Raw genomic sequence first — 14548 nt, forward strand, 5'->3', positions numbered from 1 at the left:
TTGGATGATTTTAAAAGAAAAAGGGGCTTTCGCCCCAAAGATTACGCAGCAGGATAAACTGAAACTTTTTTTCTGTTTTTATCTAGTCTTTCGAATTTAACGAAACCGTCGATTAGAGCGAAAATCGTGTGATCTTTGCCTAGACCGACGTTGTTGCCCGCGTGAGTAGCGGTACCGCGCTGGCGGATGATGATGTTGCCCGCGCGAACGAATTCGCCGCCGAATTTTTTAACGCCTAAGCGTCGTCCGATGGAATCTCGGTTATTCTGGGTTGAGCCTTGACCTTTTTTGTGTGCCATTTCTTATCTCCTTAAGCTGCGATACTTACGACTTTTACGCGTGTAAACTGTCTTCTAAAACCGCGTTTTAGTTTTGAGTCTTTGCGTCTGCGTTTTTTGTAAATAACGACTTTTTTATCCTTGCCCTCGTTTACGACTTCAAGAACGACTTTCGCACCCTTTACGAACGGCGCGCCTACCTTTACTTCACCGTCGTTTACGCACAAAACGTCCGTAATCTCGACTGATGATTTTGCTTCAGCACTGAAATGGTCAAGCTTAAGATATTCGCCTTCGCTGACGCGATACTGCTTGCCGCCGTGCTTAAATATAGCGTATTTTGACATACTCTACCTTTCTAAATTTGGTAAGACCAAAAAGCGCTTTTGGATTTCAAAAGACTTGGGGAGCTTTGTTGGTTGTAAGAGACGGATAATACCCAAAAATTTATAAATTTAAGTTGAATGAGGAGGAAATTTATCCGCCTTTTTGTTTAGCTTAGTAGTCGAGTTCCGGTTTTGGGGTCTTTTCGGTAGATGCAGGGAATGACGGATATTCGACTTTAGGCATTTTGCCTGTTAATGAATTTAAAAACGTCACTATATCGGCAGCTTCTTTATCGTTTATCTCGATACCTAGCTGTACGCTACCCATCATCTTGACGGCATCTTTTAGCGACCAAACTGCACCATTGTGGAAATATGGAGCCGTTAGCTCGATATTGCGCAGCGTAGGAGCTTTTACTAGGCCGTTTGCATCGCCTTTAAAGTCGCCTAAATTTGCAAATTCGTATTTGCCCGCAACCTCAAACGGCTGTAAAGTACCGCCCAAATTTATACCGTTATGGCATGTGGCGCAGCCTTTGTCGATGAAGGTTTTTAGGCCTTTTTTCTCAGCGCCGCTTAGTGCAGCCTCGTCGCCTTCTAAAAATTTATCAAATCTAGACGGAGTTACGAGCGTTCTTTCAAAGATACCTATCGCAGTCGTTACTAGCTCAAAGCTCACATCACTATTAAACGCAGCCTTAAACTCGCTCACATAGGCAGGGATAGATTTTAGCCTTTGCTCAACCAGCTCAGGAGTAGAGGCCATCTCCGGCATCGCAGTCATCGGGCCAGCAGCCTGAGCGGCTAAGTGAGCTGCGCGTCCGTCCCAGAACTGCACTGAGTTAAATACCGAGTTATAAACAGTCGGAGCATTTACGTGATGAGGGTTTGGTGTCCATTTATGGCCGGTAGATGCAGGTACGCCGTCTGCTCCGCCTAGGCCTAAGTTGTGACAGGTGTTACAGCTAATGATGCCAGATTTTGATAATCTCGGATCAAAATAAAGCCTCTTGCCAAGCTCATATGCAGCCATAGTGGTTGGATATTTCTCAGCATCCGGAGAAGCTTCGTTTATCGCTTTGGTTAGTGCCTTCGGGTCGCTAGGGATAGCGACTAGACCCGCATCTAGCGCATCTTGGATCAAATTTTGAGCGTTTAGCGCCGTCGCTAACGCAACCGAACCCAACAAAACTGACTTAATTTTCATTAAATGCTCCTTTGAAAATAAAATTAGAATGTAATTGTAATGTTTTTTTGGTTAAATACAAATAAATTTTATTGTTTGTTAGAAATTATTTTTAAGTATTTATAATTATTTAAGATAAAATATATCTTATTTATCTTTATTAGATAGTATAAATTATTAAATCACTTCCAAATTTGCCGTAGCGCTCTTACTTTACAAACATTTCAATTTAACCTACTTTTAGGCATAATCGCTCAAATTTAAGCAAATTTGAGCCAAAACGTTCGGAAAGATAAATTTAGAAAAATAGTAGGCAAAGATCAAAAAAATGAAGAAGAGATTACTAAAAATAAAATATGCGCGCGGCAGATGCAGTATATAGCCTGCGTCCGTTAGGGACAATCGCAAAGCGATTCTCGTCCAATAAAGCCCGCAAAACTAGTCCATACCGCTTGCTAAAGTCAAATTTAATCGCTAAAACCGTAATCGCGCAAGCGTATAAAATCCTTTAAAAGCCCACTTTATTAAGCAAATTTTCGGCAAACTTTTAAAACCGGCTTGCGCTATTTTGTTATTTTTGATTTTTTAAAATTTCATCCGCTAAATTTTCGACCATCGCGTCATGATCTAGGAATCGTATTTGATCGCTCGGCGAAGGCCCGTCAAAAGACTGATGAAGCACGGTTTTAGCCGGTAAAGCGTTTAAAATTTGATTAAAAACTTCAAATTCGGGCGGAAAGCTAAAATACAATTTGGGCTGCGCCGGTTCGCCGCCCAAAAGCCTTTTTGCGTAAATTTCGCTGAAATTTTTAGCTTTTGGCAAGCTAATGCGCTCAAAAATCTCAAAAGGCAAGAGATAGTGCGCCAACGCATAAAGTCCGTGCGCAAAAAAGCTAATCCGCTTTTCAAATTGCGGCGCGGCGGTTCTGGCGACTTTCACGCAAAAATTACTCAAACTCTCGCTCATAGCGGCCGCGTCTTTTTCGTGTAGCGCAAGGATAAATTTCACCGCTTCTATTTCATTTATCGGCTTTTTGGAGTCCGCAAATCTACGCGCTTTTTTCAGTGCGGGCTCAAGCGATTTTTTATCGTCCCATAGCAGCGCCGAAACCAGATCGCTCATCACGCACAAAAATCTATATCCGTTCGTGCTAGGCGGCATAGAGTGCGTCATTACGTTTTTGGCGCCGCTCATGTCGCCGCACGCTAGCGCAAGAAACGTATGTATCAGTCTCTCGCACTGATCGTATCCGCCCGCGCAGCCGGGCAGTAGCTCGTTTCTAGCGTACTGAAAAACAAGGTCGTTTAAAGCCTCTACGTCGCCGCTTTCTATACATTTTTCGAGCCAAATTTCATAAGGAATTTGCGGAATCGAAAAAGCCATCAGTTTTATTAGCTCACACAAAAACTCTCGCTCGCTTAAATTTTTCTTTTTTAGTTTGGCTAAAACCTCGCCGCACTCGTCCAAAAGCAGCTCGGTTTCGCTTTTTTGCGGTTTTTCAGATTGTGAAAATTTGCGGGAATTCTCCTGCAAGGGCCGTGAAGATACTTTCATCTATATATTTCCTGTTTTTATTTATTTTATCAAAAATTTCTTGCGCCTGCGGCAGATGCGAGCCGTATCTGGCCAGATATAGCCAGTCTAGCCCTTCGCACGCTGTTTTAGCAATCGCCTTGCCGCCTTTGGTCGCTTTGGCCGAATACTCCAAAACAAAAGGCAAAGCTGAGTGCGCCGCGTCCTCTTTATACAAAATCCCCGTCATCGCGTAAAATTTAGCACGGTACTCTTTACTGACAAGCAAACTCGCCAAAAAGCCGTTCTCGATGCCGCCTGCTAAAAACGCGATCGTTAGAGCCGCATTACCTTGCACGTCTAGGCTTTTAAATTTGACGGCGCCTTTTAGAGCAGGTATCGCACGCACCGTGCCTAGCTCGCGCAGGGCGACGGCGGCCCAAAGAAGGTCAAATTTATCCTGCGAGCTTTGCAAAACCTCTATCAAATTTGACTCGTCGTAGGGGATTTTACGGCTTTTAAAGTGATCCGTGGCAGCCTCGTTGCGCGCCCTCATCTGCCAAAACCACTCGCTTACGTGATCGTCAAGCTTTTGCATTTTTATCCTTTAAATTTAGGCAATTGTAGCGTAAAATTTAACCTCGTTTTAGATATAATCGCCCAAATTTAAGCAAATTCAGGATAGAGATGGCAGGCGAAGACCAAGAAAAAACCGAAGAACCCACCTCCAAAAAAATCGAAGACGCGCGCAAGGACGGCAACGTCCCCAAAAGCCAAGATTTAGCCGGCTTCGTCACGCTCGCGGTCGCGATCTTTGTCGTTGTGGCACTTCTTGGCTTCATTGGCGATCAGTTTTTCACGCTGTATAACTACTATCAGAGCCTAATCGGCCAGGAATTTACGCGCAAGCTGCTCTTTAGCGTCGCGATCACGACGATATTTCGCACGCTGCTCATCATCCTACCTATCGCCATTTGCATCGCGATCGCGGGTGTCGTCGCCAACCTCATGCAGTTTGGGTTTATATTTACCACAAAGCCTTTGGAGCCAAATTTAAACAAAATCAACCCGCTAAAAGGGCTCAAAAATCTCTTTTCTCTTAAAAAACTGATAGACGGCATCAAAATGGTGCTCAAAGTCACGGCGGTTTTTACGGTCGGATTTTTGATGTTTTTAAGCTTCATCAAAGAACTGCCGCATACACTGTTTTTCTCGATGGCGGCGCAGCTAGCGTGGCTAAAGGAAAAAATGCTGATTTTGGCTGCCGTGATGCTCATCGTGATGTTTATCATCGGGCTTCTTGACGTGCTGATCGTGCGTTTTCAGTATTTTCGCGACCTGCGCATGAGCAAGCAGGAGATCAAGGACGAGTACAAACAGATGGAGGGCGACCCGCAGGTCAAAGGTCGCATCCGCCAGCTACAAATGCGAGCCGCGCGCAACAGAATGATGCAAAATATCCCGCAAGCAGACGTCATCATCACAAACCCGACCCACTACGCCGTCGCGCTTCGCTACGATAAAACAAAGGAAAAAGCGCCGGTGATCCTCGCTAAGGGCGTGGATTTTCTAGCGCTTCGCATCAAGCAAATCGGGGTACAAAATAACGTCAAAATCGTCGAAAATCCGCCGCTAGCGCGCGAACTATACAAGATGTGCGAGGTGAACGATATGATACCTGCGGAGCTCTTTCGCGCCGTCGCCGAGGTGCTAAGCTTCGTCTATATGAGTGACAAACAAAAATTCGGCGATAGGCTGAAGTGAGGTTTAAATTTGCTTTTTTGGCTGTAAATTTGAAGTTAAATTTGAGATCAAATTTGCGCCGCTCAAATTTGGATAAATTTGCAAATTTTACCTGCCGAGACCCGCAACTTTAAAATGCTAAATTTGATTTGGTTAAATTTGGCATTGCGAGTTTGGCTTCCTTGCATAAAAAACAACCGTATAAGGTTGTTTTTTACTTTGTTGCAAAGGGGGTGGGGGCTTGAATGGCGAAGTCGCTCCCCCCCCCCCTTTTTTTTTTAATCCCCCTCCCCCTACGACGCTTTTCTTCGTAGGGGCAACTTGTTGCCGTCTCGTAACGAGCGAAGCGAAGTTAAGGGTGGCGACATAGCTTTGCTGACGCAAAGCGTCGCGAGTTTAAATTTAGCATTTTCAGGGTACGGGTTTCGGCGAGTAAAATTTGCAAATTTGAACGTAAAACGATAAGGCGAAGTATTTTTGTTCTAGACGAGGCGCTTTTAAATTTGGCGACGGGAGTTACCTTGTCGGTAATGACCGAGCCAAATTTAAAAGCAACGAAGTATAAAGGAAAAAGACAAGCCGTTAAGGCAGCTTGTCTAAAAGTAAGATTATTTAATAAACCCGTACAGGTTAGCCAACACCCAACCCACTGCACACGAACTAAACACGCCGATAAGACCCGGGATGATGAAGCTGTGGTTGATGACGTATTTACCGATCTTAGTCGTACCTGAGCGGTCAAACTGGATCGCCGCAAGGTCGCTCGGATATGTAGGAAGGATGAAGTATCCGTAGCAAGCCGTAGCAAACGCGACAATGATACCAGGATCCACGCCGATCTGAACGGCAAGCGGTACGAAAGTCGCGGCGGCTGCTGCTTGAGAGTTTAGGAACTTAGAAATCAGCATACCTACGACGATATACATCCACGGATAGGCCCTCATCACCTCTCCTAGCGAGCCTTTTAGCATCTCGATGTGCGAGTGGAACATCGTATCTGCCATCCAGCTGATACCGTAGATCGCTACGAGCGCAACCATACCGCTGTGGAAAATCTCGTTTTGAGCGATCTTAGCAGCCTTGATACCTGAGTAGATCATCATGATGGACGCAGCTAATAGCATGAAAATTTGGATCGTATCGACCATGCCTAGAGGGGCGGTCTTTTTCATAGTATCTTTTACTACGATGCTAGCGTTTGCGACGGTTTCGGTCTTGTCGCCTTTAGTAATAACTACGTTGCCGTCTTGAAGCACGATGGTTTGAGTTACTTTTTTGTCTTTATCTAGGACTTCTACGTTAGTAAATTTAGTAGCGTCTTTTACTTTGCTGTCTTTTACGTTTGAGACGACTTTGCTACTATCTACGGTAGAGACTACTTGACCGTCTTTTACGGTGATGTTTTTAACTACTTTTTTATCTACTACGATTTCGATAGATTTGCCAGGGACGTCGCTAGTCCAGCTAGGGCGGAGTTGTTTATAGTAGCCTAGAACCGCCACGATAGCGATAGTAGCTAAGAATATCCACATCACGTTCCACTGTTTAGCAGGAAGTTTTACGCCGATTAGAGAGTGAGATTCGTCTGAGCCGTAGATATATTTTCTTTGCTCAGGGTCTTTGATCCTCTCTTGGAAATCAGGGTCTTTATCTAGGTCTTTACCTCTAAAGATCGAGTAAGTACCGATGATAAGCATACCGATAAAGGTTGCCGGGATAGTGACTTTTAGTAGATCCACGTAGCTAGTAAAGCCGTCGATATGAACGGTACCGGTACCTAGCAAAACGGCGACCATAGATACGCCCGCAACCGAAACCGGGCTAGCGATGATAGCTAGCTGAGACGAGATCGTAGTAGCAGCCAGCGGTCTTTCTGGACGGATGCCGCTTTTGATAGATACATCGTAAATGATCGGTAGTAGCGTATAAACCGTGTGTCCCGTGCCGCATAGAACGGTTAGCGTCCAGCCGCAAAGAGGAGCTAGGATACAGACGAATTTAGGATTTTTTCTTAGCGCTTTTTCCGCTATCTGAAGCATAACGTCAAGACCGCCCGCGGCTTGTAGCGTTGAGCTTGCTACGACGACGGCTAGGATCGTTAGGATGACGTCTACTGCTGGTTTGCCAGGCTTCATACTGAATGCAAATACCAAGATAACAAGACCGATGCCGCCTAGTACGCCTAGCGCCATACCGCCTTTTTTAGCGCCGTAGAATAGACATCCGAGCACTACGATTAGTTGGAGAGTGAACTGAGTGCTTTCACTCAAACTGGTTAGGAATTCCATTTGTTCTCCTTTTTGGAAATTACGCCGCGATTATATAAATATTAAAATTAAATACTAATAAAAAAATTAAAAATACATTTGTAAATATTAATCATACATTTACGAAATTTGATGCGGTCGCTAGTCAAATTTGACCGCGCCAAATGTATTTAAAAGAAAATTTGATATATAATCCCAAGACTAAAAATTAATATATCTGCTTAAGGAGTAAATATGCAAATCCCTATCGCATACGGCAAAGACGATCATCTAAATCTAGAGATAAACGAGAAAAATTTGCTCGGCGTTTTTGATCCAAACCCCGTGGCTAAATTTGACGAAACGGCGCTCATCGCAAAGGCTCTGGCAAATCCGATAAATCAAAAAAGCTTCGATGAGTTTATCGCGGGCGACGAAAAGATCGTCGTCATCGTAAACGACGGCACGAGACCTACGCCGACGGCAAAAGTTTTAAAGCAAATTTACCCAAAAATCCGCGAGAAAAATAAAATTTTCATCATCGCCACCGGCTGCCACAGAGAGGGTACGCTCGATGAGTACGAGATGATCTTCGGCAAAGAAATTTATGCTGAAATCAGTGCCAAAAACGAAGTTCACGATCACGACTCCAAGCACGACGAGATGGTATTTTTAGGCGAGAGCAAAAACGGCACGCAGATGTATCTAAACAAAATAGTAGCCGAAGCTAAAAAAGTGATCGTCATCGGCTCGGTCGAGCCGCACTATTTCGCGGGCTACACGGGCGGCAGAAAGGCCTTTTTGCCGGGCACGGCGTCGTACGAGAGCATCACGCAAAATCACAAGCTCGCACTAAGCTCCGATGCGCAAGCTCTGCGCCTAGAGGGCAACCCCGTGCACGAGGATATGATCGACGCGATGAAGGTGCTCACGCACATCGACGTTTTTTCGATCCAGACGGTGCTTGATAGCGAACACGGCGTGTATTACGCAAGCGCCGGACACTTAAACGATAGCTTTTACGACTGCGTGAAAAAGGCAGACGAGGTCTTTTGCGTAAATATCCCGCGCAAAGCCGATATAGTGATCTCGGTCGCGCCCTATCCGATGGACGTCGATCTCTATCAAGCGCAAAAAGCCCTAGACAACGGCAAGCTAGCGCTTGCTAAGGACGGGATTTTGATAATGGTCGCAAAGTGCCGCACCGGTATCGGACCAAAGCCGTTTTTTGATCTGATGGCTTCCGCCGACACGCCAAAAAAGGTGCTAGAAAAGATCAGCGCGGGCTTTAAGCTCGGCTATCACAAGGCCGCTAAGATGGCCGAAATCTCGCTCTGGGCGCAGACCTGGGCGGTAAGTGATCTAAGCGACGATGAGATGCGCGCCGTGCATCTAAAGCCCTACCACGACATCCAAAAGGCCGTGGACGACGCGCTCGCGCAAAAGGGCGCGGACGCTAAAATCATCATCCTGCCGTTTGGCTCGATGACGGTGCCTAAGGCGTAAGTTTGGCTAAAATTTTATATTACGATGCGAGCTGCGGTATCAGCGGCGATATGAATTTAGGCGCGCTGGTGGAGCTTGGCGTGGATTTTGGCTATCTTTGCGCCGAGCTTGAGAAGTTAAATTTAGCCGGCGAATTTAAGCTGGAGCGCAAAAGCGTGCTAAAAAACGGCATCGCCGCGACCAAAATCGACGTCGTGCCGCTAAAATCGCAGCCTCACGCCAGAAGCTACGCGGATATCAAGCAAATTTTAGAGAGTTCAAATTTAAACCATAGCTGCAAACAAAGAGCGGACGCGATATTTCGCACGATTGCGCAGGCCGAGGCCAAAGTCCACGGCACGCAGATAGATCTGGTGCATTTCCACGAGCTCGGCGCGATAGATAGCATCGTGGACGTCGTGGGCGCGGCGATCTGTCTTGAATATCTTTTTGAAAATTTAGGCGTCTCGCGCGTCGTAAGCTCTAAAATAGAGCTTGGCGGCGGCGTAGTGATCTGCGATCACGGCACGCTTAGCGTGCCAGCACCCGCCGTTTGCGAAATTTTAAAAAGCGTGCCCGTAAGCCTCGGACGCGCAAATTTCGAAATGACTACGCCCACGGGAGCTGCGATTTTAAAGGCTTGCGCAGATGAGTTTGCAGATAGCGCGAGTTTTAGGATAGAAAAGATCGGCTACGGCGCGGGCGGTAAGGACGCGGCGGGCTTTGCAAACGTGCTTCGCGCGATGATATGCGAGGCGAATTTAAGCGGCGAAAGCGGCGAGCCAAATTTAAGCGCGCAGGCTGGCTACGGCGCAGTTTGCAAGCAAATTTTAATCTCCACCAACATCGACGATATAGACGCCGAGAGCTTCGCGCTTGCGTGCGAAATTTTGCGCGAAAACGGCGCGCTGGACGTGTTTAGCCGCTCGATCTTTATGAAAAAGGGGCGCGCGGGCTTTGAGCTAAACGCGCTGTGCCACAAGCAGGACGCGCAAAATTTAAAGGATCTGATATTTACGCACACGACGGCGATCGGCGTCCGCGAGGTAGAGGTTGCTAAAACCGAGCTAAAGCGCGAGTTTGCGCGGGTGCAGACGAAATTCGGCGAGATAGGGCTCAAAATTTCGGGCAACGGGCAAGTGCAAAAAGCAAAGCCCGAATTTGAAGACTGCAAGGCCGCGGCGCTCGCGCACGGCACGACGATCGAGCGGGTGCGAAAAGAGGCGCTGAAAATCTATGACGAAACTAGAAAAACTAAAGGCTGATCTGCGCGGGCTGGGCGAGCTAGCGGTCGCATTTAGCGGCGGCGCGGACAGCTCTCTGCTACTGCGAGCGGCGCACGATGCGCTAGGTGCGCGAGCGATCGGCATAACGATAAGATCGCCCTACATGTCCTCGCGCGAGATCGCCGAAGCCGTAGAATTTGCTAGCATTTACGGCATCCGCCACGAAATTTTAGAACTAGGCGTCGCGGAGGGGATCAAAAATAACCCCGAAAACCGCTGCTATCTGTGCAAAAAGGCGGTCTTTTCGCGACTGATCGAGCGCGCCCGCGAGCTTGGATTTAGCCGCGTCGCAGACGGCACGAACCGAGACGATCTGGGCGAACACCGCCCCGGGCTCAAAGCAAAAGAGGAGCTGGGCGTGCTCTCGCCGCTGATAAATTTAACCAAATCAGAAATCCGCGAGCTATCGCGCGAGCTAAGCTTGCCCACCGCCGAAAAGCCTGGCTATGCGTGCTTGCTAACGCGTCTGCCTCACGGACGCGAGATCGATCAGGGCGAGCTAAATTTGATCGAAGCGGCGGAAAATCTATTAATCGCAAGCGGCTACGCAAACGTCCGCGCGAGGTGCGACCGCAAAAATATAAAGCTGCAAATGCCCTTTTCTAGCATGCGGGACTTCCTAAACGACGCGAAATTTAAAAGCATCGTTAGGCAGCTCGTGACGCTTGGCGCAGCGGAGGTGACGCTCGATCTAAAGGGGCTTAGAGAGGATGTTTTGCATGAGAGAGGATGAAATTTTAGAGCTTTTCGCTGGGATAAAAAGCGGCCGCGTGAGCGAGCAAGAGGCGCTAAAATACCTAAAAAACTACCCCTACGAGGACGTGGGCTGCGCCAAGATCGACACTCAGCGCGCCCTGCGAAACGGCGCGGGCGAGGTGATCTACGGCGAGGGCAAGACGGATGATGAAATTTTGCGTATCGCTTGTGCGATCGGCGCAAGGCGGCAAAATATCCTGATCACGCGCACGAACGAACGAGTTTTTAAGCGGGTGCGCGAGGCGTTGCCGCAGGCGGAGTTTAACGCTCGCGGCCGCGTGATCAGCGTCAAATTCAAAGAGCCCGCGCTCACGCAAAGCTACATCGCGATAGTCTCTGCCGGCACCGCCGACGGCGCGGTCGTGGAGGAGGCATACGAGACGGCGAGATTTTTAGGCAACGACGCGCGTAAATTTAGCGACGCGGGCGTGGCGGGACTGCATAGGCTGATCGCAAATTTAGAGCAGATACGCGCCGCAAAAGTCGTGATCGCGGTGGCGGGTATGGAGGGCGCGCTAGCTAGCGTGCTAGCGGGCCTTGTGAGCGTGCCGGTGATCGCGGTGCCCACCAGCGTGGGATATGGAGCGAGTTTCGGCGGGCTGGCGGCGCTGCTAGCGATGCTAAACAGCTGCGCAAACGGCGTTAGCGTCGTAAATATCGACAACGGATTTGGCGCCGCGTATAACGCGAGCCTGATAAACCATCTCTAAATTTACGCCCGCCGCGCGGGTAAAATTTAACGGCTAAATTTAAAAGGAAAGCGTTGCGAGAGGAAAATTTAAACGAGCAAAAGACTGGACCAAAGGGCGCGAAAAAGCTCACGCAAAAGGCGCAAACAAGGCAAAGCGCGCGGACGAGGCTAGCGTTTTTAGCCGCGGCGGTTCTGATTTTAGCGGTAGAAATTTATATCGCGATCTGCGTAAAGGGCGGCTTCGTGCGCCACTACGCGGGCGACGTTTTGGCCGTTATCTTGCTTTACGCGTTGGCTCGGGCTATTTTTAGCGTGCCGCCTTTAAATTTGCCGCTTAAAATTTTCGCATTTGCGGCGGCTTTGGAGCTAGCGCAGTATTTTGGCGCAGTGCAAATTTTAGGCATAGAAAATAAAATTTTAAAAGTAATGATCGGCGGGACGTTTGATTTTGCCGACCTGCTCTGCTACGCTGCGGGCTGCGTCCTGGCGGGCGCCGCCGAAAAATTTGAAAGTAAAAACCAGCAAAGGAGAAGCGATGGATAAACAAAAAGCCGTGCAAAAGATGACCGAGGTCATGGCGAAATTCGTCGGCTACACGGGCAAGGTGCTACCCGACGACGTGACGGCGAAGCTGCTGGAGCTTAGCGAACGCGAGACGCAGCCGCTAGCGAAGGAGATCTACAAAACGATGTTTGAAAACCAGCGCCTAGCTAAGCAGCTAGACCGTCCGTCCTGTCAGGATACGGGCGTGATCCAGTTTTTCGTGCGCTGCGGAGCGAACTTCCCGCTCATCGGCGAGCTTGAGGAGCTGCTGCGCGAAGCCGTACTGCGAGCGACGCGCGAGGCTCCTCTGCGTCACAACAGCGTCGAGACCTTCGACGAGTATAACACCGGCAAAAACGTCGGCAAGGGCACGCCGAGCGTATTTTGGGAGATAGTGCCGGATAGCGGCGAGTGCGAGATCTACACCTACATGGCGGGCGGCGGCTGTAGCCTGCCCGGCAAGGCGACCGTGCTGATGCCCGGCATGGGCTATGAGGGCGTCGTAAAATTCGTCATGGACATCATGACCAGCTACGGCATAAACGCCTGTCCGCCGCTGTTAGTCGGCGTGGGCGTGGGCACCTCGATCGACGTGGCGTCGCTACTATCTAAAAAAGCGCTGATGAGGCCGCTAGGCTCGCGCAATCCAAACGACCGAGCCGCGCTAACCGAAAAGCTGCTCGAAGAGGGCATCAATAAAATAGGCCTGGGCCCGCAAGGCATGAGCGGCGCAAGCTCGGTCATGGGCGTGCATATCGAAAACTGCGCCCGCCACCCAAGCGTCATCGCCGTTGCAGTAAACGTAGGCTGCTGGTCGCACCGCAAAGGCCATATCGTCTGGGACGAGCAGATAAATTTCGACGTAAAATCGCACAAGGAGTTCGCGCTATGAGTAAGAAAATTTTAACCACGCCGATCAAAGCCGAGGATCTAGCAGACATCAAGATCGGCGACGTCATATACCTCAGTGGGCACATCGTCACCTGTCGCGACGTGCCGCACAGACGCGTCGTAGAGGAGGGCCGCGAGCTGCCGCTAGATATCAGAGGCGGCGCGATCCTGCACGCGGGGCCGATCATCAGAAAAACGGGCGAAAAAAGCTTTGAGATGGTCTCGGTCGGGCCTACTACGAGCATGCGGATGGAGAAATTTGAGCGCGAGTTTATCGCTAAAACGGGTGTGCGCCTGATAGTGGGCAAAGGCGGCATGGGCGAGGGCACGATGAGCGGCTGCAAGGAGTTTGGCGCGATACACTGCGTATTTCCCGCGGGCTGCGCGGTGGTCGCCGCGACGCAGGTCGAGGAGATCGAGAGCGCGGACTGGACGGAGCTTGGGATGCCCGAGACGCTGTGGAAGTGCCGCGTCAAGGAGTTTGGTCCGCTCATCGTCTCCATAGACGCGCACGGAAACAATCTTTTTGAGCAGAACAAGGTCAAATTTAACGAGAAAAAGGACGCGGCGCTAGCTGAAATTTTACCACAGGTGGGGTTTATAAAGTAGTTAAATTTTGGCGGCTCGGGTTTTTAAATTTTGCCCTGGGTCGCTAAATTTTAAAAACTTTAAACCGGCGGACGCGAGCGGGCGGCAAAGCGCACGAAATTTGCTTTAGAATTTGCGTTAAATTTTAAAATTTAGCGCAAATTTTCGCGTGCGACGGCTTGTATCTTAAATTTATGCAAATTTATAAATTTGAGCGAGTTTGCTTACGTGCGGCGATTAAATTTATCGCGGCACGGTTTTTATTTATAAATCAAAATAGGTACTCAACGGAGCTTTTATGAGAAAATTTTTCGCGATACTGCTTATCGCTCTCATTGCGCTATCTATCGCGGCTTGTGGTGGCAAGGGTAAAGAACGCCCGCTACCGGCTGGTAGCGTCGTGGTGGCCCTGGGCGACTCGATCACGCAGGGAGTGGGCGCTAGCGAGCAGAGCGCGTGGCCGGCGCTTTTGGCGCGCTTGAGCGGCTGGCAAGTGCTAAATGCGGGAGTTTCGAGCGATACTAGCGCGCAGGCTTTGGCGCGCTTGCCAGTGCTTTTGCAAGAACATAAGCCAGCACTCGTGATAGTTAGCATAGGTGGCAACGACTTTTTGCGCAGGCAACCCGCTAGCGCGACGAGAGCCAATATCGCCGCCATCTTGCGCACGGCAAAAGAAAGCGGCAGCCGCGTGGTGCTCATCGGCGTTCCCAAGCTAACTTCGGGTGCGGCTCTGGGGATATTTAGCGATCACGAGCTATATGAGGAGCTAGCCAAGGAGCACGGCGTACCTTTGCTATCTGACGCTTGGGGCGACGTGATGAAACAAAGCCGCCTGATGTCCGATCAGATCCACCCAAACGCTACGGGCTACGCCGAATTTACCGCGAGTCTAGAAAAATTTCTACGCAAGCAGGGATTTTTACGCTGAATTTTACCAAGCCGCAAACAACAAGGCTAATTAAAAATGCAAAATTTATTTTGCCGTGCACGCTTTTGCTAGCCAGTAGTAGCTAGCT

The 14548-nt window shown here is 49.1% G+C and carries 15 protein-coding genes; 9 read left to right on the forward strand and 6 right to left on the reverse strand.

Annotated elements, in window-relative coordinates; translation table 11 throughout:
• Window positions 1-41: 41 nt before the first annotated feature.
• The 5 genes from rpmA to EE116_RS00280 all read right to left on the reverse strand — a co-directional run bounded on the left by rpmA (window position 42) and on the right by EE116_RS00280 (window position 3901).
• Window positions 42-299 carry a 50S ribosomal protein L27 gene (gene rpmA, locus EE116_RS00260; RefSeq protein WP_122871695.1) on the reverse strand — a complete coding sequence of 86 codons (258 nt, stop codon included), beginning with the start codon at window positions 297-299 and terminating at the stop codon, window positions 42-44.
• A gap of 11 nt (window positions 300-310) precedes the next feature.
• The gene (gene rplU, locus EE116_RS00265; protein ID WP_002947447.1) at window positions 311-625 is read right to left on the reverse strand and encodes a 50S ribosomal protein L21; all 315 of its coding nucleotides are present in this window, start codon (window positions 623-625) and stop codon (window positions 311-313) included.
• A gap of 151 nt (window positions 626-776) precedes the next feature.
• Window positions 777-1811, reverse strand: coding sequence for a cytochrome-c peroxidase (locus tag EE116_RS00270; protein ID WP_122872736.1), 1035 nt, complete (start codon window positions 1809-1811; stop codon window positions 777-779).
• A gap of 550 nt (window positions 1812-2361) precedes the next feature.
• Window positions 2362-3345 (reverse strand): hypothetical protein, encoded by a 984-nt coding sequence (locus EE116_RS00275; RefSeq protein WP_122872737.1) that lies wholly within the window; start codon window positions 3343-3345, stop codon window positions 2362-2364.
• Window positions 3290-3901 carry a hypothetical protein gene (locus tag EE116_RS00280; protein WP_206159220.1) on the reverse strand — a complete coding sequence of 204 codons (612 nt, stop codon included), beginning with the start codon at window positions 3899-3901 and terminating at the stop codon, window positions 3290-3292. The genes EE116_RS00275 and EE116_RS00280 overlap by 56 nt, the downstream gene beginning before the upstream one ends.
• An 89-nt stretch (window positions 3902-3990) precedes the next feature.
• On the opposite strand from EE116_RS00280, the gene flhB reads away from it, so the two are divergent.
• A complete protein-coding gene (gene flhB, locus EE116_RS00285; protein WP_122872738.1) occupies window positions 3991-5067 on the forward strand; it encodes a flagellar biosynthesis protein FlhB in 1077 nt (358 codons plus the stop codon).
• Between the two features lie 587 nt (window positions 5068-5654).
• Here flhB and EE116_RS00290 read toward each other — a convergent pair.
• Window positions 5655-7334, reverse strand: a complete 1680-nt coding sequence (locus EE116_RS00290) for an anaerobic C4-dicarboxylate transporter (protein WP_122872739.1) — start codon at window positions 7332-7334, stop codon at window positions 5655-5657.
• Window positions 7335-7547: 213 nt separating this feature from the next.
• Here EE116_RS00290 and EE116_RS00295 point away from each other — a divergent pair, with 213 nt between their 5' ends.
• The 8 genes from EE116_RS00295 to EE116_RS00330 all read left to right on the forward strand — a co-directional run bounded on the left by EE116_RS00295 (window position 7548) and on the right by EE116_RS00330 (window position 14460).
• Window positions 7548-8798, forward strand: coding sequence for a lactate racemase domain-containing protein (locus EE116_RS00295; RefSeq protein WP_122872740.1), 1251 nt, complete (start codon window positions 7548-7550; stop codon window positions 8796-8798).
• Window positions 8799-8800: 2 nt separating this feature from the next.
• On the forward strand, window positions 8801-10042 hold the full coding sequence (larC, locus tag EE116_RS00300; RefSeq protein WP_122872741.1) for a nickel pincer cofactor biosynthesis protein LarC: 1242 nt from the start codon (window positions 8801-8803) through the stop codon (window positions 10040-10042).
• Window positions 10014-10796, forward strand: coding sequence for an ATP-dependent sacrificial sulfur transferase LarE (larE, locus tag EE116_RS00305; RefSeq protein WP_122872742.1), 783 nt, complete (start codon window positions 10014-10016; stop codon window positions 10794-10796). The genes larC and larE overlap by 29 nt, the downstream gene beginning before the upstream one ends.
• Window positions 10783-11529 carry a nickel pincer cofactor biosynthesis protein LarB gene (gene larB, locus EE116_RS00310; RefSeq protein WP_122872743.1) on the forward strand — a complete coding sequence of 249 codons (747 nt, stop codon included), beginning with the start codon at window positions 10783-10785 and terminating at the stop codon, window positions 11527-11529. The genes larE and larB overlap by 14 nt, the downstream gene beginning before the upstream one ends.
• 53 nt (window positions 11530-11582) lie before the next feature.
• Window positions 11583-12053 (forward strand): ribosomal maturation YjgA family protein, encoded by a 471-nt coding sequence (locus EE116_RS00315; RefSeq protein ID WP_122872744.1) that lies wholly within the window; start codon window positions 11583-11585, stop codon window positions 12051-12053.
• Window positions 12046-12945: a L(+)-tartrate dehydratase subunit alpha gene (ttdA, locus tag EE116_RS00320; protein ID WP_122872745.1), complete on the forward strand. Its 900-nt coding sequence runs from the start codon at window positions 12046-12048 to the stop codon at window positions 12943-12945. Before EE116_RS00315 ends, ttdA begins: the two co-directional genes overlap by 8 nt.
• Window positions 12942-13553, forward strand: coding sequence for a L(+)-tartrate dehydratase subunit beta (gene ttdB / locus EE116_RS00325; RefSeq protein ID WP_122872746.1), 612 nt, complete (start codon window positions 12942-12944; stop codon window positions 13551-13553). Before ttdA ends, ttdB begins: the two co-directional genes overlap by 4 nt.
• A gap of 277 nt (window positions 13554-13830) precedes the next feature.
• Window positions 13831-14460: an arylesterase gene (locus EE116_RS00330; RefSeq protein ID WP_122872747.1), complete on the forward strand. Its 630-nt coding sequence runs from the start codon at window positions 13831-13833 to the stop codon at window positions 14458-14460.
• The last annotated feature ends 88 nt before the right edge of the window (window positions 14461-14548 follow it).

The organism is Campylobacter showae, assembly GCF_900573985.1.
Taxonomy (GTDB): domain Bacteria; phylum Campylobacterota; class Campylobacteria; order Campylobacterales; family Campylobacteraceae; genus Campylobacter_A; species Campylobacter_A showae_E.